The 23505-nt window shown below is 43.2% G+C and carries 23 protein-coding genes; 15 read left to right on the plus strand and 8 right to left on the minus strand.

Features of this window, described 5'->3' with window-relative positions; translation table 11 throughout:
* Window positions 1–27: 27 nt before the first annotated feature.
* Window positions 28–402 carry a DUF423 domain-containing protein gene (locus H4W00_RS01165; protein ID WP_209955635.1) on the plus strand — a complete coding sequence of 125 codons (375 nt, stop codon included), beginning with the start codon at window positions 28–30 and terminating at the stop codon, window positions 400–402.
* Between the two features lie 85 nt (window positions 403–487).
* Window positions 488–688, plus strand: a complete 201-nt coding sequence (gene thiS / locus H4W00_RS01170; protein ID WP_209955637.1) for a sulfur carrier protein ThiS — start codon at window positions 488–490, stop codon at window positions 686–688.
* Window positions 689–1111: 423 nt separating this feature from the next.
* On the opposite strand, the gene hpf is transcribed toward thiS, so the two are convergent.
* Together hpf and H4W00_RS01180 are read right to left on the minus strand one after the other, a co-directional pair.
* Window positions 1112–1492, minus strand: coding sequence for a ribosome hibernation-promoting factor, HPF/YfiA family (gene hpf, locus H4W00_RS01175; RefSeq protein ID WP_209955638.1), 381 nt, complete (start codon window positions 1490–1492; stop codon window positions 1112–1114).
* A gap of 574 nt (window positions 1493–2066) precedes the next feature.
* A complete protein-coding gene (locus tag H4W00_RS01180) occupies window positions 2067–3866 on the minus strand; it encodes an RNA polymerase factor sigma-54 (protein WP_209955640.1) in 1800 nt (599 codons plus the stop codon).
* Window positions 3867–4313: 447 nt separating this feature from the next.
* Between H4W00_RS01180 and H4W00_RS01185 the strand changes: the two genes are divergently transcribed.
* Window positions 4314–5189, plus strand: a complete 876-nt coding sequence (locus H4W00_RS01185; RefSeq protein WP_334684983.1) for a nitrilase-related carbon-nitrogen hydrolase — start codon at window positions 4314–4316, stop codon at window positions 5187–5189.
* Window positions 5190–5380: 191 nt separating this feature from the next.
* Here H4W00_RS01185 and H4W00_RS01190 read toward each other — a convergent pair whose 3' ends face one another.
* From H4W00_RS01190 to H4W00_RS01205, 4 genes are all read right to left on the minus strand, one after another.
* Complete coding sequence (locus H4W00_RS01190; protein ID WP_209955642.1) at window positions 5381–6400, minus strand: tyrosine recombinase XerC; 1020 nt, start codon at window positions 6398–6400, stop codon at window positions 5381–5383.
* 56 nt (window positions 6401–6456) lie between these two features.
* Window positions 6457–7344 (minus strand): diaminopimelate epimerase, encoded by an 888-nt coding sequence (gene dapF / locus H4W00_RS01195; RefSeq protein WP_209955644.1) that lies wholly within the window; start codon window positions 7342–7344, stop codon window positions 6457–6459.
* A 233-nt stretch (window positions 7345–7577) separates the two neighbouring features.
* Complete coding sequence (gene lysA, locus H4W00_RS01200; protein WP_209955645.1) at window positions 7578–8924, minus strand: diaminopimelate decarboxylase; 1347 nt, start codon at window positions 8922–8924, stop codon at window positions 7578–7580.
* Window positions 8925–9267: 343 nt separating this feature from the next.
* Window positions 9268–9600 carry an LptM family lipoprotein gene (locus H4W00_RS01205; protein ID WP_209955648.1) on the minus strand — a complete coding sequence of 111 codons (333 nt, stop codon included), beginning with the start codon at window positions 9598–9600 and terminating at the stop codon, window positions 9268–9270.
* A 634-nt stretch (window positions 9601–10234) separates the two neighbouring features.
* Between H4W00_RS01205 and H4W00_RS01210 the strand changes: the two genes are divergently transcribed.
* The 5 genes from H4W00_RS01210 to H4W00_RS01230 all read left to right on the plus strand — a co-directional run bounded on the left by H4W00_RS01210 (window position 10235) and on the right by H4W00_RS01230 (window position 16640).
* Window positions 10235–11470 (plus strand): acetate/propionate family kinase, encoded by a 1236-nt coding sequence (locus H4W00_RS01210; RefSeq protein ID WP_209955650.1) that lies wholly within the window; start codon window positions 10235–10237, stop codon window positions 11468–11470.
* 40 nt (window positions 11471–11510) lie between these two features.
* The gene (gene pta / locus H4W00_RS01215; RefSeq protein ID WP_209955652.1) at window positions 11511–13658 is read left to right on the plus strand and encodes a phosphate acetyltransferase; all 2148 of its coding nucleotides are present in this window, start codon (window positions 11511–11513) and stop codon (window positions 13656–13658) included.
* Window positions 13659–14143: 485 nt separating this feature from the next.
* Complete coding sequence (locus tag H4W00_RS01220) at window positions 14144–15064, plus strand: nicotinate-nicotinamide nucleotide adenylyltransferase (RefSeq protein WP_209955654.1); 921 nt, start codon at window positions 14144–14146, stop codon at window positions 15062–15064.
* Between the two features lie 123 nt (window positions 15065–15187).
* Complete coding sequence (gene rsfS / locus H4W00_RS01225; protein ID WP_209955656.1) at window positions 15188–15601, plus strand: ribosome silencing factor; 414 nt, start codon at window positions 15188–15190, stop codon at window positions 15599–15601.
* Between the two features lie 229 nt (window positions 15602–15830).
* A complete protein-coding gene (locus H4W00_RS01230) occupies window positions 15831–16640 on the plus strand; it encodes an MOSC domain-containing protein (protein ID WP_209955658.1) in 810 nt (269 codons plus the stop codon).
* A 33-nt stretch (window positions 16641–16673) separates the two neighbouring features.
* Here the strand turns inward: H4W00_RS01230 and H4W00_RS01235 are convergent, their stop codons facing one another.
* Window positions 16674–17108 (minus strand): hypothetical protein, encoded by a 435-nt coding sequence (locus H4W00_RS01235; RefSeq protein ID WP_209955660.1) that lies wholly within the window; start codon window positions 17106–17108, stop codon window positions 16674–16676.
* Between the two features lie 108 nt (window positions 17109–17216).
* Here H4W00_RS01235 and H4W00_RS01240 point away from each other — a divergent pair, with 108 nt between their 5' ends.
* From H4W00_RS01240 to H4W00_RS01260, 5 genes are all read left to right on the plus strand, one after another.
* A complete protein-coding gene (locus tag H4W00_RS01240) occupies window positions 17217–18086 on the plus strand; it encodes an N-acetylmuramoyl-L-alanine amidase (protein WP_209955662.1) in 870 nt (289 codons plus the stop codon).
* A gap of 256 nt (window positions 18087–18342) precedes the next feature.
* A complete protein-coding gene (locus tag H4W00_RS01245) occupies window positions 18343–18969 on the plus strand; it encodes a type 1 glutamine amidotransferase (protein WP_334684837.1) in 627 nt (208 codons plus the stop codon).
* Between the two features lie 25 nt (window positions 18970–18994).
* Window positions 18995–19168, plus strand: a complete 174-nt coding sequence (locus H4W00_RS01250) for a hypothetical protein (RefSeq protein WP_209955667.1) — start codon at window positions 18995–18997, stop codon at window positions 19166–19168.
* 84 nt (window positions 19169–19252) lie between these two features.
* Complete coding sequence (locus tag H4W00_RS01255) at window positions 19253–19801, plus strand: DinB family protein (RefSeq protein WP_209955669.1); 549 nt, start codon at window positions 19253–19255, stop codon at window positions 19799–19801.
* 54 nt (window positions 19802–19855) lie between these two features.
* Window positions 19856–20251: a hypothetical protein gene (locus H4W00_RS01260; protein WP_209955671.1), complete on the plus strand. Its 396-nt coding sequence runs from the start codon at window positions 19856–19858 to the stop codon at window positions 20249–20251.
* A 338-nt stretch (window positions 20252–20589) separates the two neighbouring features.
* Here H4W00_RS01260 and H4W00_RS01265 read toward each other — a convergent pair whose 3' ends face one another.
* Window positions 20590–20832 (minus strand): phosphoribosylformylglycinamidine synthase subunit PurQ, encoded by a 243-nt coding sequence (locus H4W00_RS01265; protein ID WP_442966451.1) that lies wholly within the window; start codon window positions 20830–20832, stop codon window positions 20590–20592.
* Window positions 20833–20998: 166 nt separating this feature from the next.
* Between H4W00_RS01265 and kbl the strand changes: the two genes are divergently transcribed.
* On the plus strand, window positions 20999–22189 hold the full coding sequence (gene kbl / locus H4W00_RS01270; RefSeq protein ID WP_209955675.1) for a glycine C-acetyltransferase: 1191 nt from the start codon (window positions 20999–21001) through the stop codon (window positions 22187–22189).
* Window positions 22190–22255: 66 nt separating this feature from the next.
* Complete coding sequence (tdh, locus tag H4W00_RS01275; protein WP_209955677.1) at window positions 22256–23281, plus strand: L-threonine 3-dehydrogenase; 1026 nt, start codon at window positions 22256–22258, stop codon at window positions 23279–23281.
* The last annotated feature ends 224 nt before the right edge of the window (window positions 23282–23505 follow it).

Genomic DNA, 23505 nt, shown 5'->3' on the forward strand with positions numbered 1-23505 from the left:
AATCCATTAAATATTAAGAGTTTGACGATGGTAAATTGGATAGGTATTGCGGCGATTAATATGGCCATTGCCGTGGCTCTAGGCGCATTTGGAGCCCATGGTCTAAAGAATATGGTTAATACCCAGCAGCTCGAATGGTGGCATACCGCAACGCTTTATCTATTCGTGCACGCGCTTGGGTTATTGCTTGTCGGCTTACTGATTCGATTAAACTATGCTACCCAAACGACTGCCTGGCTGCTACAAATTGGGGTCATTATCTTCGCTGGTAGCTTATACGCGATGACGCTCGGTGCGCCGCGCTGGTTTGGTGCTATTACGCCTATTGGTGGTGTTACAATGATTGCAGGCTGGGTGTGGCTAGCGGTAACGACATTCCGCTTGGGTAATTCTGTGGGCTGAATATTCTATAAATTAAATACTGAAATAGGTAATAGGTTCAAAGCACTCAATGAAGAGCACTTTAAACAATTAGGAAGCAAGCATTATGAGTACTATTAGCGTTAATGGCAGAACCTTACAGACAACGCATCAAACCGTGCAGTTAGTGGTTAACGAGCTTGGGCTTAGTAAAGGTCGCTATGCGGTTGAAGTTGACGGTGAACTTATTCCTAAGAGCGAGCTGAGTCAACTACGAATTATTGAAGGTATGAACATCGAGGTAGTACAAGCAGTGGGTGGTGGCTAGTTGGTAAGGTATGACTGCTTTTTAGTTTATAACACCTCGTAAAAAAAGACCTCAAACGTATTGCACGTCTGAGGTCTTTTTTCTTAGTAAGGATTAAGTGTAAGGGTTACGTTTCTAAGGGTAAAAAGCTCACGTTAAATAAACCTAATCCAATTAACTGACTTGTTAAGATGGTTTATCGCCATAACAACTGTGACTTTATTTTTATAATTATCGACAGTTACTATTGCTACTAAATGCACGTTAACAAATCGGCCAAATGATTAAATATTACTTGTCTTTAATAGTTTTCTATTTTTTAATGACTTAACTTTTTAACGACTCCCTATTTTCTAATGACTTTCTATTTAAATCTATTTAAATTTAAGGTAGCTTCTTTAATGGCTTCTTGTTGTCTCTACCTAGCTTAGGACAGTACCAAGCTTAGATAACTGGCGCAACGTCAGCAACGTCGTTGTCGGTATAACGCCCATCACGACCAGCACCTTGAACTTTTTTGCGCTCTTGTCGAGTTTTATATTTTCGTACTTGTCTATCGAGTTTGTCCGCCATTTCATTAATAGCTTTATACATATCATCATCAAGAGCTTGTACGAACATTTCTTGACCCGAGACTCGCACGATGGCTTCGGCTTTATGGCTCTTTTGACCGCCATCACTTGCGCCGCTATTGTCTAGCGATAGTATGACTTGAATACTCTGTATCTGATCAAAGTGACGCTCTACTTTGGTTAGTTTTTCACGAACCGCGGTATTCATGGCATCGGTAATGCTGATATGGTGACCACTGATAGAAACATTCATATTGTTGTCCTTGTATTTATAGCTAATAACCAACAGGTGAGTCAGCATTCCCGCCTCTTCCACCTTGCCTTATCAATAACTATCGTCAGCTTATCAAGTAATGGTAGCGTGTCCTTTTTTATCGCTGTTCCTTACTAGGGTAAATAAGCTGCTTGGTTTTTGTTATTGATATGCCTCTAATTTGTCATGAAATCTAAATAGTAGCAAGATGGTATATTGTAATTATATGTAATAAAAACTGTTGTTTACTTTATCTTTCTATATAATCGAAAACTTTTCTTTTTTATGTTTATTTACCTTTACGATACATTTGAGTGACCTTGACCCTATCGATAATAATAGAGTAAGTATTAAGTAATACAGCTCGCTAACCTTCATAACAATTTGATAAACATTGATCGTATTGATGACACCAAAACGCTTAAAGTTACTCATTGATTTTCGTCATAGGCCTTTATTAATGTTTTTATATCAGTCAGCTATAGTCAATGAAAAGTAATATCGATACATGACATACTAACGAACCCGCTTGAAATGGGTCTGATTGTTGACGACAAACTATATTTTTTGTGGGTTAGTATTTTTGTTTACGCTGGGTGGATGAGCCAATATTCATAGCTTCGCGATATTTGGCAACTGTGCGCCTTGCGATATCAATACCATCTGCTAATAACTGCGCTTGTATACGACTGTCAGATAGTGGTTTTTTAGGATTTTCATCGGCTATAAGCTGTTTAATCATAGCGCTAATAGCAGTTGAGGAAACGTCGCCATCATTACCACTGACGTGTGATGAGAAGAAATGTTTCAGCGAAAACAAACCTTGTGGGGTTAAAATAGTTTTACTGGTGGTAAGACGTGAAATCGTAGACTCGTGCAAGTCAACCTCCTCTGCGATGTCTTTTAAAATAAGGGGTTGCATGGCGGTAGCACCATACTGCAAAAATTTCTGCTGTCGGTGCACGATACTGCTAGCAACCTTGAGTAAGTTCTGATTACGCTCTTCAATACTACGAATGAATAGCCGCGCGTCAGTGAGGTTTTCACGTAAATATTGATTGTCTGGACTGTCATCACCACGCTTGACCAAACTAGCATACTCTTGATTAACGCGTAATTTCGGTAAAGTTTCAGGATTAAGGCGAACGTGCCAGCCGTCCTCTAGCACCATATTGTCCACAGCACTGTTATCTATAGCACTGTTACCCATAGCATTGTTATCAGCGGTATTGTTATTAAGGTGGTTGCGACGCATGGGCGTTACCAATACATCGGGGATATCGTAGCTGGCAGGCGGTAGCGTATAGTCAGGCTGACTGCTCTGAAAAGACAATCCCGGTGCGGGATTTAAGGTGCGCAATAGACTCAGTGCTGGGGTAATATGCTCAGGTAACAGTCCGGTTAGCTCAATCAAAGCCTTAATATTGTTGCTAACCAGATGCTCACTTGCGGATAATAACGCCCGCGCAGCACTCAGATGCTCGATATCAGGATCCAGCTTCGATAACTGAATGGCCAGACACTCGTTAAGATTGCGTGCACCGACGCCTAGCGGATCACAAGACTGAATGACTCGCAGTACTGCCTCTATCTCGTCGTGTTCAACCGAGGCTTGCCACTGATAAAAGCTTGCCATAGTAGCAAAGCTTTGTAGTAGCTCATCAATATCAAGCCGAACAAACCCCATATCATCCATAGAGTCCATCAGGTAGTCTGCTATCAGCATATCCGTCTCTGAGAGACGTTTAAAATTGAGCTGCCAGCGCACATGATCTTGAATAGTAGCGCAGGTAGCGCCCTGATAACTATCAAGCTCATCGTAGTCTGAAGGTGCAACAGCGGTAGAAGCGCTGCTATTACTAAAGTTACTCGTATCAAAGCGGCTATAGTCGTTACTGTCATTAATGCTGTCATTAATACCTTGATAGTCGCTGTCATGAACATAATCATCAGTAGCGCTGTGGTCTATAACATCACCATCAATACTTGCTTGCTGCAAGCTATCGTCATAATCATTAAAGCTGTCATCATAATCACTAAACGTATCGTTAGAAGAGTTATCGTCATATTCAGTAGTATTAGGACGCTCGTCATCATTAGTTGAGGCAGTAGATGACTCCATTGTCGTATTATTATTCCACATCTCAAGTGTCAAGGATTCGCTTAGCGGGTCTCCTACTGCATCACTACTGTCTTCATAAGCATCTTCGTCATCCTCGACTCGTTCAAGCAGCGGATTACTATCCAGCTTGGCCTGAACCTCTTGCGCAAGCTCAAGACTAGAGAGCTGCAGCAGTTTGATGGCCTGCTGCATTTGCGGCGTGAGCTTTTGCGAAGTACTTAGCGTGGCCGCCAATCCAAATGACATACTCATAGGTAGGTTATTGCACTCCAGAATTATTATTATTGTGATGATAAATCTGCTGACAGCTTTGATTAATAAATTTGGCTAAGGCAGTCTTGGCATCTGCAGTTTACCCAAATTTGACGGAGAGCTTAGATGCATCAGGTCATGACGATAGCATTTTTTGTCATATTTTTGCTATGATAATTTATCTCTTACCTGATAATTAAGCTTTCTTATCTTTTGTTAGTAGCAATCAGCTGAGTGGTCATTAAGAGTCAGTTCAGTTTTTAGCGACTAACAAACCCCCTCTACAGTCAGCAAAGCACATAAAAACATCAATAAATATAACCAAAGCAACGCTCATAAATATAACCGAGAAAAACTATGAATAACACTGAAATGAGTAGCACTAAAATAAATAGCACTAAAATAAACGGTGCTCAAAATAACAGTCAGAATAAAAATAAAAATGCGCTGACCATAGCTGCCGTACAGCTGAACAGTCAGCAAGATATTGAAGCCAATCTCGTCAATATCCAAGCTGCCATTAAGGACGCCGCCAGCCAAGGTGCTACGCTTGTGGTGTTGCCTGAAAACTGCTGTAGCATGGGACAGCAGTTTGCGACTGCCGAGCGTTTTGAAGCGCTATCTGCGACGCTAGCAGATTATGCCCGTCAACAGGGTGTCTACCTAATTGCCGGCACGCTACCCTGTCTGTATCGCCCTGATGGCGTCACAGTGCCTGATGGTCGATTGCGTCAAGTCAGCCAGCTGTTTGCCCCTGACGGCAAGCAAGTAGCGCGCTATGACAAAATTCATTTATTTACCGCCACCGTCGCCGATAAGCAAGGCAGCTATAATGAAGCAGCAACGTTTGAGCCCGGTACGCAAACTGTGGTCGCAGCGCTAAAAGCTAATGAGTCGGTTTATAATTTAGGTATGATGGTTTGTTTTGATTTGCGCTTCCCAGCACTAGCACAGCGTCTGCGCCAAGCGGGTGCTGATATTCTCAGCGCTCCTTCTGCCTTCACTTACCTGACTGGTCAAGCGCACTGGTCGCTATTGCTACAGGCGCGCGCCTTAGACAGTCAATGTATGGTTATTGGGGCCGCTCAAGGCGGTGACCATATTTATAAGGATGGCAATATTCGCCAAACATGGGGGCATTCGGCAATTACGGCTTATGACAGCAAAATCATGACTAGTTATGATGACAGCGAACTTAACCGCCAAAATACAGATCAAGGTAGCGCTAAGGACTACGCACTGGTACTGGCCACTTTAGATAAACCCGCACAAGAACAAGCACGGCAAAAGCTACCCATATTCCAATGTCATCGGTTAGCATAAGATAACATCAAGCAAGCCACTATATTCGCGCTACACGGTCACTCTCAATTAGCACATTAGATATATATTCTGTACTCAATGTCCTTGTGCCGCTTTTATGTTTAGCAGTATTTATATCATTTGTTTAAAATGCAACGCTGACAAAGCACTTTTATAGCTTAGCGATATTGAATGTAATGACTAAGATTTTGCTATGAGTCTGGTTCTTTTTGCGCATGGGTCGCTCGAGGATGGGCGCGGTCATAAACTTGGGTCAGCTTCGCAAAATCGACATGAGTATATATTTGCGTGGTGCTGATATCACTATGTCCCAGCATTTCTTGTACTGCACGCAGATCCCCGCTACCTGACAGCATGTGCGAGGCAAAACAGTGGCGTAGCAAATGTGGATACATATTTTGAGCAATACCAGCGCGCGTTGCAGCGATTTTTAGGCGTTGCTGAACCGCACGCGTTGATAGCCGAGTCCCTAGTTTTTCACTGATGAATACTGCGCTGTCCTGCTGCTCAACCCACAGATTACGATGTGGTAAATAGTGAATGATCGCGGCAGCCGCCTTAGATCCTAACGGTACTAAACGCGTTTTATTGCCCTTGCCGGTGACGCGTACCCGTAAGTCGGATAAATCTACATCTGCCATATCCAGCGCTACCAACTCGCCAACACGCAGACCGCTGCTATAAAGCAGTTCAAACATCGCCTTATCACGCAACCACAATCGCGCTTGTTCTGGCGTATCGGGAATCGCCTGATCCAGAAGCTGGGTCAACAAGTCAATGTCAGCAATCGAGGGTAACGGTCGGGGGCTGCGTTTCAGCTGATAGCCAGTCGTTGGATTGATACGTGCCAGCTGCTCTTCAATCAGCCAACCATAAAAATGCCGGATAGCTGACAGCTCTTGCTGCACACTGGCCAGCGCGAGCTTGTCTTCATCGAGGCGCTGACTAATATGCTGGGCCAATTGACGTTTATCACAGCGTGTCCATGTCAGCCGCTTACCACGCAAAAATAACGCGAGCTGATTCACTCCAGAAAAATAAGCCGTTAAGGTATGTGCCGAATGATTACGTACGGCCAAAGTATTAAGCCAGCGGTGTACCGGTGACAATAGCTCTCGTAGAGTCTGATCTGACTCTATTGTTGCTGCTAATTCTGCTGATATCCATGACCTTTTCGGGGTCGCTCGCAGTTTTTCGTTAGAAATAGACATACCATTCACCTAGCAGTATCACAGTCAATTAACAACACATTCAAAGTTGCCACTTGTTAGCTGTCAGGATTAAGCTTCATGCCAACTTGCGCCATCAGACCATCTGGACTAAAGACCCCTTCATAGACAAAAGCAGTCGGACCAGTCATCATCACCGAGTAACCAGGCTGCCAGCGAACAACCATGCTGCCGCCATACAGCTGGGCACGCACATCCTCGCCCTCATCGAGCCAACCTTGTCGTATACCGATCGCTACTGCCGCACAAGCACCGGTGCCACACGCTTGGGTCTCACCAACGCCGCGCTCATAAACTCGTAGACGGATATGCCGCTGATTCATTATTTGCATAAAACCAACGTTAACTCGATTAGGAAATGCCGGATGCGACTCGATAGCCTTGCCTAATTTTTCGACCTCCGCGTCTAGTACGTCATCAACCTTGATCACCGCATGTGGGTTGCCCATATTAGCCACATACAGCCGAACCGGGGTGCCTGCCACATCAAGATGATAGGCATTTTGAATTTTGGTAATGGCTTTGGGCGTGAACGGAATCTCATTGGGTTCAAACTTAGGTTTGCCCATATCAACTTCTACCCAACCGTAACGATCGGTGGTTAGGGAAATAATACCGCTGGCGGTTTCAACCCGTAGCCGCTGCTTGAATGACAATTTACGGGCTTGCACAAAGCGGGCAAAACAGCGCGCACCATTACCACATTGCTCAATTTCTGTACCATCGGCATTAAAGATGCGATAACTAAAATCCACATCAGGCCGCATGGGGGGTTCAACCACTAGCAATTGATCAAAACCAATCCCCAAATGACGATCGCCTAATAATTGCACCAAATCCTTGGTCAAGTCTAAGCGCTGGGTCACCAAATCAATGACCATAAAATCATTGCCCAGACCATGCATTTTGGTAAATTCTATTAGCATATCCTTGTGTCCTATCCTATTTTTATGTATTCGTTATATTAGCACGCTGTCTGGCACAATGATATTTATCACCGTGCTCAACTATCGACTTATTTTTGCTAAAATTCCTGGCATAAAAAACCCATCGTCATCACAACAATGGGCCATTTTTATATGGTTATTAAAGCAGTCATCAATGGAAGGTTACGAGTCTGGCCACATTAGATTGACTCGTTTATCACTTAAAGTTGAGATTACTCTTGCCACAGACTTTCATTCGCATATAGCGCTTCAACTGTTTCACGTTTTCCGATCAGTTGATGACGATCATCAGCAACCATCACCTCGCTGGCACGTGGACGCGAATTATAGTTGCTACTCATAGCAAAACCATAAGCGCCAGCACCGGTTATCGCCAAGATATCGCCTGTCGACAAAGATAATAAGCGATCTTTTGCCAAAAAGTCGCCGGTCTCACAGACAGCGCCAACGATGTCCCATGGCTGTGTACCGTCAGTTTCAATACCTTTATTCGGCAATATGTTAGGAATTACTGCCATTTCAGCTTGATAAAGAGCAGGACGAATCAAGTCATTCATCGCTGCATCAACAATGGCAAAGTTCTTATGCTCGGTAGGTTTTAGCACATCAACACGAGTCAGTAACACGCCAGCATTGGCAACGATACTGCGACCTGGCTCAAAAAACACTTTTAACCCCAGTTCACTAAGCTTTGGTAATAATGCAGCAGCAAATTCAGCAATAGACACTGGGGTCTCATCAATATAACGCACACCCAAGCCCCCACCCAAGTCGACATGTTGCAGGGTAATGCCCTTATTACCTAATTTATGAATCAGCTCAACAACCTTATCTAAAGCCGCAATAAACGGTTCGACCTCCGTTAACTGCGAGCCAATATGGCAATCGATACCAACGATATTAATATGTGACAAACCGGCCGCTTGCTCATAGACCGCGACTGCATCTTCGTGAGCGATACCGAACTTATTATCTTTAAGACCTGTCGAGATATAGGGATGGGTCTTGGCATCGACGTCTGGATTAACCCGCAACGATATGGGTGCGATTTTATCCAACTGCGCTGCCACTTCATTAATCAACGCCAACTCACTGATTGATTCAACATTAAAGCAGCCAATACCTTGAGTTAGCGCATATTCGATATCGCCAAAGGTTTTGCCCACGCCTGAAAACACCACGCGAGAGACATCGCCACCGGCCGCGAGTACACGCATCAGCTCACCACGAGAGACAATATCAAATCCCGCACCCGCTTGCGCTAGCACACCCAACACCGCTAGATTGGAATTGGCCTTGACCGCATAGCAAATCTGATGATCAACAGTGGCAAAGCTGTCACTATAGGCTTGATAAACATCCAATATCGCCTGCTTTGAATAGACGTAACACGGCGTATCGTAACGCTTTACCAATTCGGTAATACTAACTTGTTCCATGCATAACCCATCATCGCTATAGTGTAGCGCTGACAAATGGGCGGTTAAGGCTTTGGGGTCGATATACAGCCCGTTCTCAGTTTTGACGGTCACGCAAGCTTGCAGCTCAGAATTACTCATATCTCTCTCTAATTTAATCAGGTTATCAAGGTTAAAGAATAAAAACCCACAACAAGCATTCAAGCGTTGTTGTCGGATTAAACTTGCCTGCTATACAGTCGTTCAAGGGACAGCTTAAAATCTCCCCGCCACCACTCAACACACTCAACACACTCAACACACTCAACACATTCAACACATTCAACACATTCAACACATTCAACACATTCAAAAGGGTAAGCGTCATAATTATTAATAATCATGCAAATCAATAATCATAAAAATCAGTAATCATGCAAAGCAATAGCCATACAAATCAATCATCATGCAAATCAATAACTGTAAGAATAAGCAGTCATGCAACTTAATAGTCGTTAGGATCATCACTAGCGTCTGGCAACACCTGCTTTTGCTCTAGATAACGTGATTTTTGATAGTCGTCATCGTCGATACCAGCAAAGGCGGCATCTTGCGGGTTGCTAGTACTATCCAATACCTCTGAGTTTGTGTTGTCTGAACTCATGGCGACCGTTTGACTGCTAGTATCAGCTAAGTATAGGGCACCTTTTTGCCCACAGCCAGTTACCCCGAACATAACGGTACTACCAATAATTAAGGCATGAATAGCTTGACGACTAATGGTAACAGATAAGCTATTCTTATCCGCAGAATTTGCAGCGCGGCATATATTGAACATAGGGTAGGTAACCTTGCAACCGTGTGAACAGGATAAAAGAATGATGAATAATAAACAGTTTGTGACTTAAGTTTTGACCACATTATAATTGATTTAATCATAGCATTATTCGGTAAAGCTGTGCACACCTTGCGTTTGTTTGGTTGATCATTTTGCTGTCTATAAGGGCTACTTAAGTGTAATAAAAAATGTGTGTTGGCTTATATCGGGCTTTTTATATTAATTATGAGCCATTCAATACCACTAGACTGTATTGCAATTAAACAAAAGTTGGTTTAAAAGCGTTTCGACAAACTTTCTTACAATTTCATTACTGGCTGTCGTGCCTTTATAATGTCTAATGGCTCCCAGCTATATCAGTGAACAGTTGTTGCAAGCTCTTGACGCCTACTCATGCTAAACCTTATAGTTGTTGTGGTGTAAATGCGTAACTATGTTACATTATACTCAGAACTTGTCGCTACAATCGAGAGCTAGCATGCTCCTACAAAGGCGATAAATGAGCACTAGTCAGTAAACTGTTAGATTGGATATTGCTTACACCATTGTCATGGCAGGTTTACTGGTTTTATTTGTTCGACGGATATCAATCCGCTATGATTCACTACTTATCAACATAATCTAAGGATAGAGCATGAGCGACGGCGCCACCAATCCCTCTTATAACGATCAGAACATTGACCAGTCAACATTGACCAACCCTACCTTGGTCCTTAATTGCGGTTCTTCTTCCATCAAGTACGCGCTGATTAGCGAAGATGAGTCAACCCGTATCGTTGGACTTGCTGAAAACTTAGGCCTCGATACCGCTCGTATTAAACACACGGCCCTAAACGGCGAAAAACTTGAAATTGCTATTCCCGGTGGTCGTCATGAGTTGGCGTTACAAAAAATCCTTGCCCTACTTGAGCAGTATCATTTCGTCGCTGTTGGTCACCGCGTGGTTCATGGCGGCCGTGAATACTCAGAAGCCGTCCGCGTTGATCAGCACGTGTTAGAAGAAGTCAAACGTCTAAAAATTCTAGCCCCTCTGCATAATCCTGCCAATGCTCTTGGTATTGAAGCCGTACAAGCCATCTATCCTGATATTCCACAGGTGGTGGTATTTGATACGGCCTTTCACCAAACTATGCCGCCAGTAGCCTACCGTTATGCTATTCCAAAAGTGTTATATGAAGAAGAAAAAATCCGCCGTTACGGCTTTCATGGTACCTCACATGCTTATGTTTCAGAGCGTGCTAGCCTGATTACAGAAGCTAAAGGCCCACATGGTTGGTTAACCGCTCATTTAGGTAATGGTTGTTCAGCAGCGGCTGTTTATGATGGTAAAAGCTTAGACACCAGTATGGGTCTCACGCCGCTCGAAGGCCTAATGATGGGTACCCGTAGTGGTGATGTCGATCCTAGCTTACATATCCATCTAAAGCGTCAGCTTGGTATGAGTCTAGAAGAGATTGACAAGATGCTTAATAGCGAAAGTGGCCTGCTCGGTATTTCAGGCTTGTCAAATGACTTGCGTACGGTTGAGCAAGCGGCGAATGAAGGGCATAAAGATGCGCTACTTGCTATTGAGATGTTCTCTTACCGTGTTGGTAAGTATCTGGCTAGCCTGAGCTGTGCATTACCTGAATTTACCGGTATTGTTTTCACTGGCGGTATTGGCGAAAACTCAGCGACCACCCGCGTCCGTATCTTAGACGTTATGCGCCACTTCGGGATCAGGTTTGATAAAGATAAGAATGCATCCCTGGTCGGCGGTAGCGAGGGCAGCTTCCACAATCAAGACAGTAGCATTGAGCTATGGGTTATTCCAACGGATGAAGAGTGCCGCATTGCTCAAGAAACCCGTCAAGCACTGGGTCTAAACTAAGCGCTGTTCGACTACCATATAACAAATCATAGGATACGCTATGCAAACCATTTTACTTGTTCCCATCAGCCGTGGTATCGGTGTGACCTCAGCAGCGCTCGGTCTGATTCGGGCATTCGATTATAACGGCATCAAAGCCGGCTTTATGAAGCCATTTTTGCAAGATGATACGCTCGATAAACAGAATAGCTTAGACAGCTCAAGCGCACTAATCATGCAAGCGTTTGGCCTCACACCGCCTAAATCTATCAACCGTCAGCGTGTTGAACGCATGATTGGCGATGGCAACCTTGATGACTTGATGGAAGAAGTGGTTATTAACTACCATACCATCGGCGATGATCATGATATTGTGATCTGTGAAGGTTTAGTGCCCACCACTGAAGCGTCTTATGCCTCGCAAATCAACCGCGCTATTGCTCATGCTTTAGATGCCAAGATTATCTTTGTCAGCACAGTCGATACCAAAAACCCAGCTCATTTAGCAGACAAGCTAGATGTGCACGCTCGTGAATTCGGCGGTATGGTCAATGAACGCACTTTAGGCTGCGTCTTGATGCGCGTCCATGATGTGCCCAATACCTTTGAAAACCAGCCGGTTGCTCCTGGTGAGGCAGTGGTTAGTTTAGACCAAGGCTTTATACAAGAAGTCCAACGTCTGTCGCCCTACTTTAATACCGAACAGTTTCGCCTAATTGGGGTGGTGCCATTTAGCGAGTCGCTATCGGTGCCGCGTACTTGGGATATCGCTACTGAGCTTGACGCCACCTGGCTCAACGTTGGTGAAGCAAAGTCGCGCCGTATCAATCATATTAGCTTGACGGCTCGTTCGATCGCCCGCATAGACGAAGTGTTCAAACGTGGCACGCTTATCGTGGTGCCTGGTGACCGCGATGATTTATTACTAGCCGCAGCGCTGGCCTGTATTAACGGTATTCCACTTGCTGGCCTGGTATTAACCGGCGGTGTGGCCCCTAATGCTACCGTAGCAGAATTGTGGCAGTCAGCACTCAAAACCGGCATCCCAGTGATGAGCGTTGAGACTGATAGTTTTGAAACCGTACAAAGTCTCATGCACATGAGCGCTGAAATCCCGAGCGATGATATTGAGCGCGCGCAAGAAGTGACCCGTTATGTGGCCGCTCACTTAGATCTCGGCTGGATCAAATCGTATTTCAGCGCCGATCATAAGCCACGCTTATCACCGTCAGCATTCCGTCATCAAGTGGTCAAAAAAGCTCAAAACGCTAATAAACGCATCGTATTACCAGAAGGTGCTGAGCCACGTACAGTAGAAGCGGCTTGTATTTGCCAAAGTCGTGGTATTGCTAACTGTGTATTGCTGGCTAAACGTGCCGACGTTGAGCAAGTTGCCAAAAACCGTGATTTAATCTTGCCAGAAGGGCTTGAGATTCTAGATCCTGACACCCTCGATATGAGCAAATATATCGCTGCGGTAGTTGAACGCCGTAAAGGCAAAACCACTGATATTGTCGCCGCTGAAAAACTTAAAGATACGGTCTTTTTGGGCACGATGATGCTACAGATGGACGAAGTTGATGGTTTGGTCTCTGGGGCTATCCATACCACAGCGAGTACGGTACTCCCAGCCTTTCAGTTGATTAAGACCGCACCGCAATACTCCTTGGTGTCCTCTATCTTCTTTATGCTATTGCCTGAGCAAGTCGTGGTCTATGGTGACTGCGCTATTAACCCTGATCCTACCGCTGAAGAGCTAGCTGAGATTGCCATTCAATCGGCGCAATCTGCTGCCGCCTTTGGTATTGTGCCCAAAGTTGCCATGATTAGCTATTCAACGGGCTCATCAGGAACTGGTGCTGATGTCGAAAAAGTCACCCGTGCCACGCAAATCGTTCGCGAACGTGAGCCAACGCTGGCCGTTGACGGTCCTTTACAATATGACGCGGCCTCAGTCATGAGCGTTGGCAAACAAAAAGCGCCCGACTCGCCCGTTGCCGGTCAAGCCAACGTGTTTATCTTCCCTGATCTAAACACCGGTAACACCACTTATAAGGCGGTTCAACGCAGCGCCAACGTCATTAGTGTTGGCCCTATGCTGCAAGGTTTGAATAAACCGGTGAACGATTTATCACGTGGCGCACTGGTCGATGATATTATTTATACCATCGCGCTGACTGCAATCCAAGCTCATAGCGACGCTATTTAGTAGATGGCCTGCTAAGTTTTTGGCTTAACGTTTATAAGCTATATGCCTAATTACTAAGTTATCTAGCCGACCATCATACGATTATGAGGGTCGGCTTTTTAATGGATATTCTTACCTCCAAAAACATCATTACATTAGTGAAAATTAAAGACCACTGAGCAAACTGAACGGGTGCAAAGATTATAATAAGTAGGATTAACGAATCTGATAATGTAGGCTTACTTTTTTATATTGATATTAGGATTGGTATAGTTAAAATACCTTAAAAACGCTTCGGTACTGCTGGTATAAGCTTTTTGCAGCCTCTGTCTGCGTAGGCACAGCAAGCAAGAAAAACTTATGCCAGCAGTACGTTATGTATCGATATTACTTTTCATTGACTATATCAACTGATGACAAGTACGCGTAGGCACTCTACAATAGGGCCAGATCCAGCTTTGGATAAATATCTAACCAGCCAGCCACTCTATTCAGCCAATTTGCCTATGTCAGTTACTCCTTCCGATGCAGACCTTAACTCTGTTAGAAACGCCCCTAGATCTGCTATTCGTGCCTATTTGGGTGGCTCGTTTGATCCAGTACATAACGGTCATATGCAGATAGCAATGCACGTTTATCAGTGCTTACTTCCTATCGCCAAGCAGCAACAGCGCGCGTTATACGTGTCATTACTACCTAACGCCCGCTCTCCTTTTAAGCAACAAAGTATTGATCCTGCACACCGGCTAGCAATGTTAGAGTTAGCCACGCAAGACACACCACTACAGATAAATGAGCTTGAGCTATGGCAAAAGCCGCCGGTATATACCATTGATAGTGTGCACACGCTACGGCAACGCTACCCTAACGACTGTCTGATATTTATTATGGGAATGGACAGCGCACGTAGCTTGGAAAAGTGGAAAGACGGTCTACAATTAACAGATTATGTACACCTATGGATATTTGACCGTGATGAGAACCTTACTAATGATCATATCAATAAACCTGACATCTCTCCACAAGCCCTCTCAGTTGATCAGAACGATAACAAGCAAAATCTGTCTACCCAAAATCTTGCTAATTTATATGTTGAACTACCGCCTCAACTACAAGCACAAACCGCCAAAAACCCGATAGACTTAACGCAGCTATTGAGTGACTGTTTGGAAAGGAGCAAATTCTTGAAAAACGGTCCACTCTTGAAAGGTAATGCTAGAGGACGCATTTATATAGACTCACGGCCAGTCATGGCAGTATCGAGTACCGACATACGCCAACAATTACATGAGCAACTATTTAAACAACTACCAACAAATGACTTTATTGCTAATAATAAGCCCGATAACCTCGCTCATTTACTAAATCCTACGGTTTATCAATATATTATCGCCCATCAGCTATATTCTGCTGCTCAATTCCGTTAAAATTGCCTTATTGTTGTCATTTTACAGATAGCCTGACTATATGTGGCTCGCTAATCGTTAAAAAATGACCATTTAACCCTTTATTTTAATTATCGTTAATGACGATTCAAGAGACTAATATTTATGATTACTACCATGACTGACGAACGCTTAGAAGAATGCTTAGCACTAGTCAAAACTGCCCTAGAAGATATGAAAGCCAAGAACATCACTGTCCTTAATGTTGAAAAACTAACCGACGTAATGGAGCGTATCGTTATCGCTGACGGTACCTCTAAACGCCATGTACGTGCAATGGCTGATAGTGTGGGTGCTGAAGCCAAAGAAGCTGACTTTATGCCACTTGGCCGCGAAGGTGGTGCTGATTCTGACTGGACTTTGATTGACTTGGGTGCTGTCGTCGTCCATATGATGACCCCGCAAGCGCGCGAGTTTTATGACTTAGAAGGTCTATGGTCATCTCCTGAACAGCTGGCTGAGCTGGTCGCAGTACCACGTGAAAAGAAAACAGCCGGTCGCCGTAATAAAAATAAGTAACACGACTTATTAAAGTGACGCTCTATTGAAACTGTGGTGTCAGACCAAAAAGGCCAGATTAATCCTCTGGCCTTTTTTTCGTTCAAATTTTGGGTATTTTAGAGCTATAAACAAACGAGCGATTACGCTACTATAATGTCAGCCGCCAAACAGTATTTACCTATCAAAGCTATGCTTCAAAGCTATTTTTCAAAGCTTCTCTTAAAGGCTACCCTCTATAGGACACCCCATGAGCGCAGAAACGATCAAACCACTCACCCAAAAAGTTAACACTGACTTCAATCAAGACTTACCTGTGCATATCGCGACCTTAATTGGTGTTCGTGCAGGCAAAGCGATGCCGTTTACTCGTGAACAAATGAGCGCGATTGATAAAGCACCAATCAAGGCGCCCGTTGCCGTCAATTTTATGGGGTTAACCACTGATGAACAAGCCGATCGCCGACATCATGGCGGCCCACTAAAAGCGGTGCATCAGATGCCTACGGCTACTTACGGACTGATTAACGCAGAGTTTAACCTCAATGTCCGTATCGGTACCTTAGGAGAAAACCTCATTACCGAGCCCGTTAATGGTTTACCTGATATGAATGAAAGCACGGTATGTATTGGCGATGTCTTTCAATATGGTGGGCAATATGGTGGGCAATATGGCGATGAGCCATCTAGTAATGAACAAGTCACTGACAATGCTCAAGATACCAGTGTGCAGTTACGACTCGTGCAACCACGGCGACCTTGCTACAAAATCAATGACCAAATCGGACAATTTACCAAAGTGCCTAACATAGCGTCATGGATTACCTCGCAAGGTATCGCGGGCTGGTATTTTGAAGTGGTTCGTGATGGCATGATTGCAGCTGATTTACCGGTATATTTGATAGAGCGCCCCTATCCATTCGCAAACCTTAAAAAGTTATGGCAACTTTCTAATTCAAAAGAGCAATTTACTGCTGATATTATAGAGCCTTGGTTGGCGATTGAGTGCTTAGAGGACAGTTGGAAGGTAGTGCTTAAGAAGAAGATTCGGAAGAGTTAAGTATAAAACGCTAAAAATTAATTCTCTAATACTCTATATCTTAACTGGTTCAATTCTAAGTATATCTGAAAATACACCTTCGTAGTTTTCAATAATTTTACTTATTTGATTATCAATATCACTGATTAGTAACGGGATAGAAGGCTTAGCTATTAAGATATAACTTGGCTGAGTTAAATCATCAGTATCATATACATGTAGTCCTTTTTTCGCATAGAAGATAAATTCTTCAAAATTAGTATTATTAGCAGATATATCTTGATTTTCTATACAAAAATTAGCAATGCTGCCATTATCTTCTAGATGGTTAAAATATTCATAACAATTCTCATAATTTTGCTCTTTTAGAATATTATTGACCAAAACCGAGGTCGTACCATTGCTAAAGAATACACCTAATTTACCTTCCTTATCAGAAGCAAACCAAGTTACATCCCAGCAATCTAAGTTCTCTATACTTATAGACATAATTGACTCCGGTTCACTAAATTAGAAAAATAATTTTATAGCTATCAAATTTAATATAAGAAACTATAGCGTATTTTATATTACTATTCCTTCAACACAGAGCATTTCATGGCAAAAAACATTACCTCTTTAGCGCTAGCCTTATGTATGACATTGCCACTGATTGGCTGCGTATCAACCACAGAGCCACGTTACATTATTGATAGTAACACTTATCAAGCGACTGGCAAAAGTGAGCGGATTAAATTTATCATCTTGCACTATACCGTCGGCGATAATGAGCGGTCATTAAAGCAATTGACCACTGGTAATGTGAGCGCACATTATCTTATTTTGAATAATGACGACGATAAAATTTATAATCTAGTGTCTGAAAGTGAACGCGCTTGGCATGCGGGTGATGGCGGGTTTGCGGGGAGAACCATCTTAAACGATACGTCTATCGGCATAGAGATTGTCAATGATGGGATTAAACCAGAGTATAGGAAGGCACTTAAACGAGGCGTCCAAGACTACCATCCTTACGAGCACTATGTAGAATTTGAAGAGATACAGATTAAGAAAGTCGCCCAACTGGTACAAGATTTGGCATTGAGATATGACATCTCACCAAAGAATATTATTGGTCATTCCGATATGGCGCCCTCGCGCAAAATCGACCCGGGTGCTAAGTTTCCTTGGCAAAGGCTGTATGAGCAGTACGGTATTGGTGCATGGTATGACGAGCAGGATAAGCAATTGTTTATGAATCAGGACGAGTTTGCAGCAGCAAGCGTTCAGGAGATAAAACAAGAATTTAGAGAGTATGGTTATCGAATCAATGATACAGACGTATGGGATAAGAAGAGCCATGATGTCATTTATGCCTTTCAACTGCATTTTAGCCCGCAGCATTTAACCGCGACCATGGATTTAGAAACCTATGCTGTTTTAAAGGCATTAAATAAGAAGTATGCTGGTACCGATAACTTTTATTGATTGGCGTAAGGTTTGTTAGTTTTACCAAACTCTAGTAGAGAATGCAGACAAGACCTAAACCACCCTAGGCTATTAATAAGCCCTTTCTAATCATAAGTTGTTTCTACTCTAAGTTATTTCTATTAAAAGGTATCCCATGACGCTACGCATCCACGCCTTATTTCATACGGATTATGAAGACCTTAGTTTCGTCAAGCGGTGGATAAACAACCACAATTATATAATGAGTTACACTCGGTCTTACAATGATGATTTATTGCCAAAGCCAAACAGTTTTGACTGGTTAATAGTGATGGGTGGGCCAATGAGTGTCCATGATGAAGAAAGACATCCTTGGTTAATCGATGAAAAGCGTTTGATTAAGCAAAGTATTGATAATGGAAAAACGGTTATCGGCGTTTGTTTGGGTGCCCAGCTTATCGCGCATTGTTTGGGTGTTACCGTTCAGCCAGCTAGGGTAAAAGAGATTGGTTGGCTGCCAATTCAGTTGACGCAAGAAGGTCAGTCACATCCTTTATTACAAGATTTGCCAAAGCACCCTTTTACCGTATTTCATTGGCACGGAGATGGTTTTGACTGTCCACAAGGCGCAACCGCTATCGCCACTTCGGAAGCGTGGGCCAACCAAGGTTTCATTTATCAAACGCCGCTACATAAAGAGCTTGGCACTTGGATTATGGGCTGGCAGTGTCATTTTGAAGTGACCGAAGAAAGTATCGTCAAGATGGTAGCGAATGGACATGATGCTATACAGAGTGGGCTTATCAACTATCCCAAAACCGTACAATCAACTGCTGAGATAATAGAGAGTGGTAATAAGTATATTGAAGACAACAACGCAAGGTTAGCAGCCATGCTCAATCGCATAGCGAAAGATAGCTAAAACTAAATATTAAGAGGAATCAACTATGAGTAATTCACAACAAGACGATCTTGAGAAGTATTTAGAAGAAAAAGCCAAACAAGAACAGGAAAATGAACAGGAATCTGAGCCTCTCTCTGCGTATGATGCTTGTGTGCTAAAAGAAAGTGCTAAGATTCATGAGTTGATTGCTGAGGCTCAGAAAGAGGTTAAAAAATGATTTGAGTGTTAGCGACATAGAGTTCGGAATACTATCGCAATATGAAAAACCTGAAACTTGAAAAAAATCTAGGGTACAAATACTATGATAAAACCTAACTTCGAAGTCATGGCATCATACAATGCGCTAATGAACAAAAGAATATGTGACAATATTTCAACTACCTCTGAGAATATTTTATGGGAAAATAAAAAGGCATTTTTTGGTTCTATACTAGGTACGCTAAATCATCTAATAGTTGGCGATTTAATTTGGCTCAATCGTTTAAACCAGCATCCTAGTTATCCAACAGGATTTAAAGCTTTAGAGTCGTTAAAAGACTTCCCATTGCCTACCAAGCTTACTCAGATTTTATATGATGATAAACAGGGTTTCAGTAGAAATAGGCAGGCTTTAGATCAAATAATCATTCGATTCATTGAGGAATCCGATGAAAGCGATTATTCTAAGAACTTGAGTTATCGAAACACTAATAATGATATCTTCAATAAGTCATTTGCTATGTTGCTACAACATCTTTTTAATCATCAAACCCATCATCGCGGGCAAGTAACTACGTTACTTTCTCAGATAGATATTGATATAGGGGAAACAGACCTATTGATGTTAATTCCAAATGTAGATAATGAATGAGCTTCGTAATGAGTATAACAACTTATAATTTTAAAGTTGCTTGGAAGGATAATTATGAACAGAAAAATAATTTTCCACGATCTACGTATGTTAGCGAAAGCAGAAAATGGAGTTTACACTTTAAATATTTCTGTTGAAAGTGGATTCGCAGAATATAACGTGATCATAGATATAAATTCTCAAGACTTTGAAGTAATCGATAACGACAGGTATAGAGCAACACTCCTCAACGCTGCCCTACATCGACCTTTTCAGCTTAAAGAAACTGCATTAGACAAGAGTGAACAACGATATTACTTAGATAAGATACTTCACGCGGATGAATTTGAGGTGAATGCCTTTCTTACAAAGCTAGACCATGGACAAGCTAACGGTGCAATATCTAACATGGTGCGTAAAGCAAGTGACAGAGATATAGAAAATCTTCGTAATGGCGACTGGTTTTATTGAAAAGTTCGTAGTGTGCGCCTAGCGCACCGATTAAAATTAAATCTCAGATTGATTTATCATGAAATGGTTGCATCGAGGCGCGGTTTAGCCCTGATTGTAGCGGATATCCTTGGTTGGTCACTAGATTGCGGTGACTTAGCTAGAAGTGTTATCGAGATAACAGGAACGCTACTAGCTAATAGTCACCGCTCTAGTGAACGACCAAGATAGTAGCGGAAAGCAGGTTTAGCTCCCCCTGTTTTAAAAAAAACACCCAAAATTCAAACCCAAAAAAGGTGAGCCAAAGCCCACCTTTTTTTATATCTAAAACAATACCCTAAATTAGCTTATTCTATATCTTAACGAACCCAAGCCCGCGCATTACGGAACATGCGCATCCACGCGCTATCTTCGTCCCATTCTTCTGATTTCCAGCTGTGATTGTAGGCGCATAACGTACGCTCAGGATGTGGTATCGAAATTGTGAGGCAACCATAGGTGCTACACAGACTAGTGAAACCGCCGACTGAACCGTTTGGATTGAGTGGATTTTTGTCTTTAATGGTGGCTGCCATGACCGTCTTAGCGACTTTTATCGGTATAGGTCGAGCTAAGTGATTTTAGTTGTATTGAAAACTCGTAAGTTGGATGGATGTTACTTACCAGCTATTTAAGCTACTTATTGCGATGGGCTAATGATAAAATTACTGCTTACGGGGTTATAGATATTATCCAACAGACCCCAATAATATTAAAAAAGGAATCTTTATGTATCAAGCTTTTCAGAAGCATCTACAGCAAGAAATCAGCGATATACGCGCGGCAGGACTGTATAAAACCGAACGCATTATCACCTCCCCGCAAGATGCGCTAATCAAGATCGCCGATGGCCGTGAGGTGCTTAACTTCTGTGCCAATAATTACCTTGGATTGTCTGACCACCCTGAGATTAAAAAGGCGGCTATCCAAGCCATTGAAGACTCAGGTTACGGTATGTCATCGGTGCGTTTTATTTGTGGTACGCAAGATTTGCATAAGCAATTAGAGGCGGCGATTTCTAAGTTTTTTAATACCGAAGATACGATTCTTTATGCGGCCTGTTTCGATGCCAATGGCGGTGCGTTTGAGCCCCTGCTGACCGTTGAGGATGCCATTATTTCTGATTCGCTAAATCATGCCTCAATCATTGATGGTGTGCGCCTGTGTAAAGCCGCGCGTTACCGCTATGCCAGTGCAGATATGCAAGATTTAGAGACTCAATTACAAGCGGCGCAAGCACAGCGTTTTCGTTTAATTGTCACCGATGCCGTGTTTTCAATGGATGGTAATGTGGCGCCAATGGATGAGATTTATGCGTTGGCACAAAAATATGATGCCATGGTCATGATTGACGAGTGTCATTCAGCAGGCGTCGTCGGTCGCACTGGTGGCGGCGTGACTGAATTGTTTAATCTACGTGGTGATATTGAGCTCATCACTGGTACCTTAGGCAAGGCATTTGGCGGTGCTATTGGCGGCTTTACTACGGGTAAAAAAGAAATGATTGAGATATTGCGTCAACGCTCACGCCCGTATCTGTTTTCAAACTCCATTCCTCCCATGATAGCTGCTGCTGGGTTAAAAGCGTTTGAGCTGCTAGCGCAAGACAATACCCTACAAGACCAATTGCATGAAAATACCGCCTATTTCGTTAAGCAAATGCAAGATGCGGGCTTCGATATCAAGCCCACCCAATCAGCGATTTGTGCGGTTATGCTTTATGATGCCACTGTCTCCCAACAAATGGCAGATGCGCTACTTTGCGAGGGCATTTATGTGATTGGTTTCTTCTACCCTGTCGTACCCAAAGACGAGGCTCGCATTCGTGTCCAGCTCTCTGCCGCCCATACTCGCGAGCAGCTAGACCAGTGTATCGCCGCCTTTATCAAAGTCGCCAAGCAAATGAAAGTGATTAATTAAGAATAATTCGGTATTTACTTACTGGATTCAACAATAAAGTGCAACGCCGCTAAATAAGAGAAAAATATGAAAGCACTGGTTAAAGCCTATGACAAAAAAGGCATCTGGATGCAAGACATGCCAGAACCTACGGTCGGCATCAATGACGTTAAAATAAAAATTAAAAAAACCGCCATTTGTGGTACAGATTTGCACATTTATAAGTGGGATGAGTGGTCACAAAAAACCATAAAGACGCCGATGATTATTGGACATGAATACGTCGGTGTCATTAGCGAAATAGGCGATGGTGTGCAGCATTTTGAAGTGGGTGACCGAGTCACAGGCGAAGGTCATATCGCTTGCGGGCATTGCCGCAACTGCCGCCGTGGTAAGCTACATGTGTGCGAAAATACCATAGGCGTTGGCGTGAACCGCGATGGCTCGTTTGCCGAATATTTGGTGATACCTGCCGATAATGCCATAACACTCGATGAGCGTATCAGCGATGAGATGGCAGCCATTATGGACCCCTTTGGCAATGCCACTCATACTGCCCTTTCATTTCCTGTACTTGGTGAGGATGTGCTGATTACGGGTGCGGGGCTGATTGGTTCAATGGCAACGGCGATTTGTCGTTTCGCAGGGGCACGTAATATTGTGGCGAGCGATATCAGTGATTATCGTTTGGAGCTTGCCAAAAAAATGGGCGCGACTATGACCGTCAACCCAGCCAAAGGTGAAACCATCGAAGGTGCCATTGCTGAGTTAAAAATGCACGGCTTTGATATTGGGCTTGAGATGTCAGGCTCGCCTCAGGCCTTTGATTCGATGATTAGTAACATGTATAACGGCTCCAAAATCTCTCTGTTGGGCATTTTACCTAACACCACCACGGTGGATTGGAGCAAGATTATTTTCAAGGCGTTAACCCTAAAGGGTATTTATGGGCGTGAGATGTGGGAAACTTGGTATCAGATGGAGCAAATGCTGATTAGCGGTATTGATTTGTCGCCAATCATTACCCATCGCATGCACATTGATGACTTTCAAGAAGGCTTTGATATCATGGAAAGTGGGCAATGCGGTAAGGTGATTTTAAGCTGGGATTGATATTGGCGAGTTTTGAAAGTAACCAATGTAAGTGACTAATGTAAGTGACTAATGTAAGTGAATAAATTACGATCTCGTAGGCTGCTTACAACGCACTATTAATATTAAATTTTTACTAAATGGTTATTCGGAGGCGTGGTTTAGCCGTGACTGTAGCGGTATCCTGCTGATTTGGGCGAGTTGCGGTGGCTAGGTTTTGGGGTGTCGACGCGGAGCAAGCGACG

The sequence above is a fragment of the Psychrobacter sp. PL19 genome (assembly GCF_017875835.1).
GTDB lineage: Bacteria > Pseudomonadota > Gammaproteobacteria > Pseudomonadales > Moraxellaceae > Psychrobacter.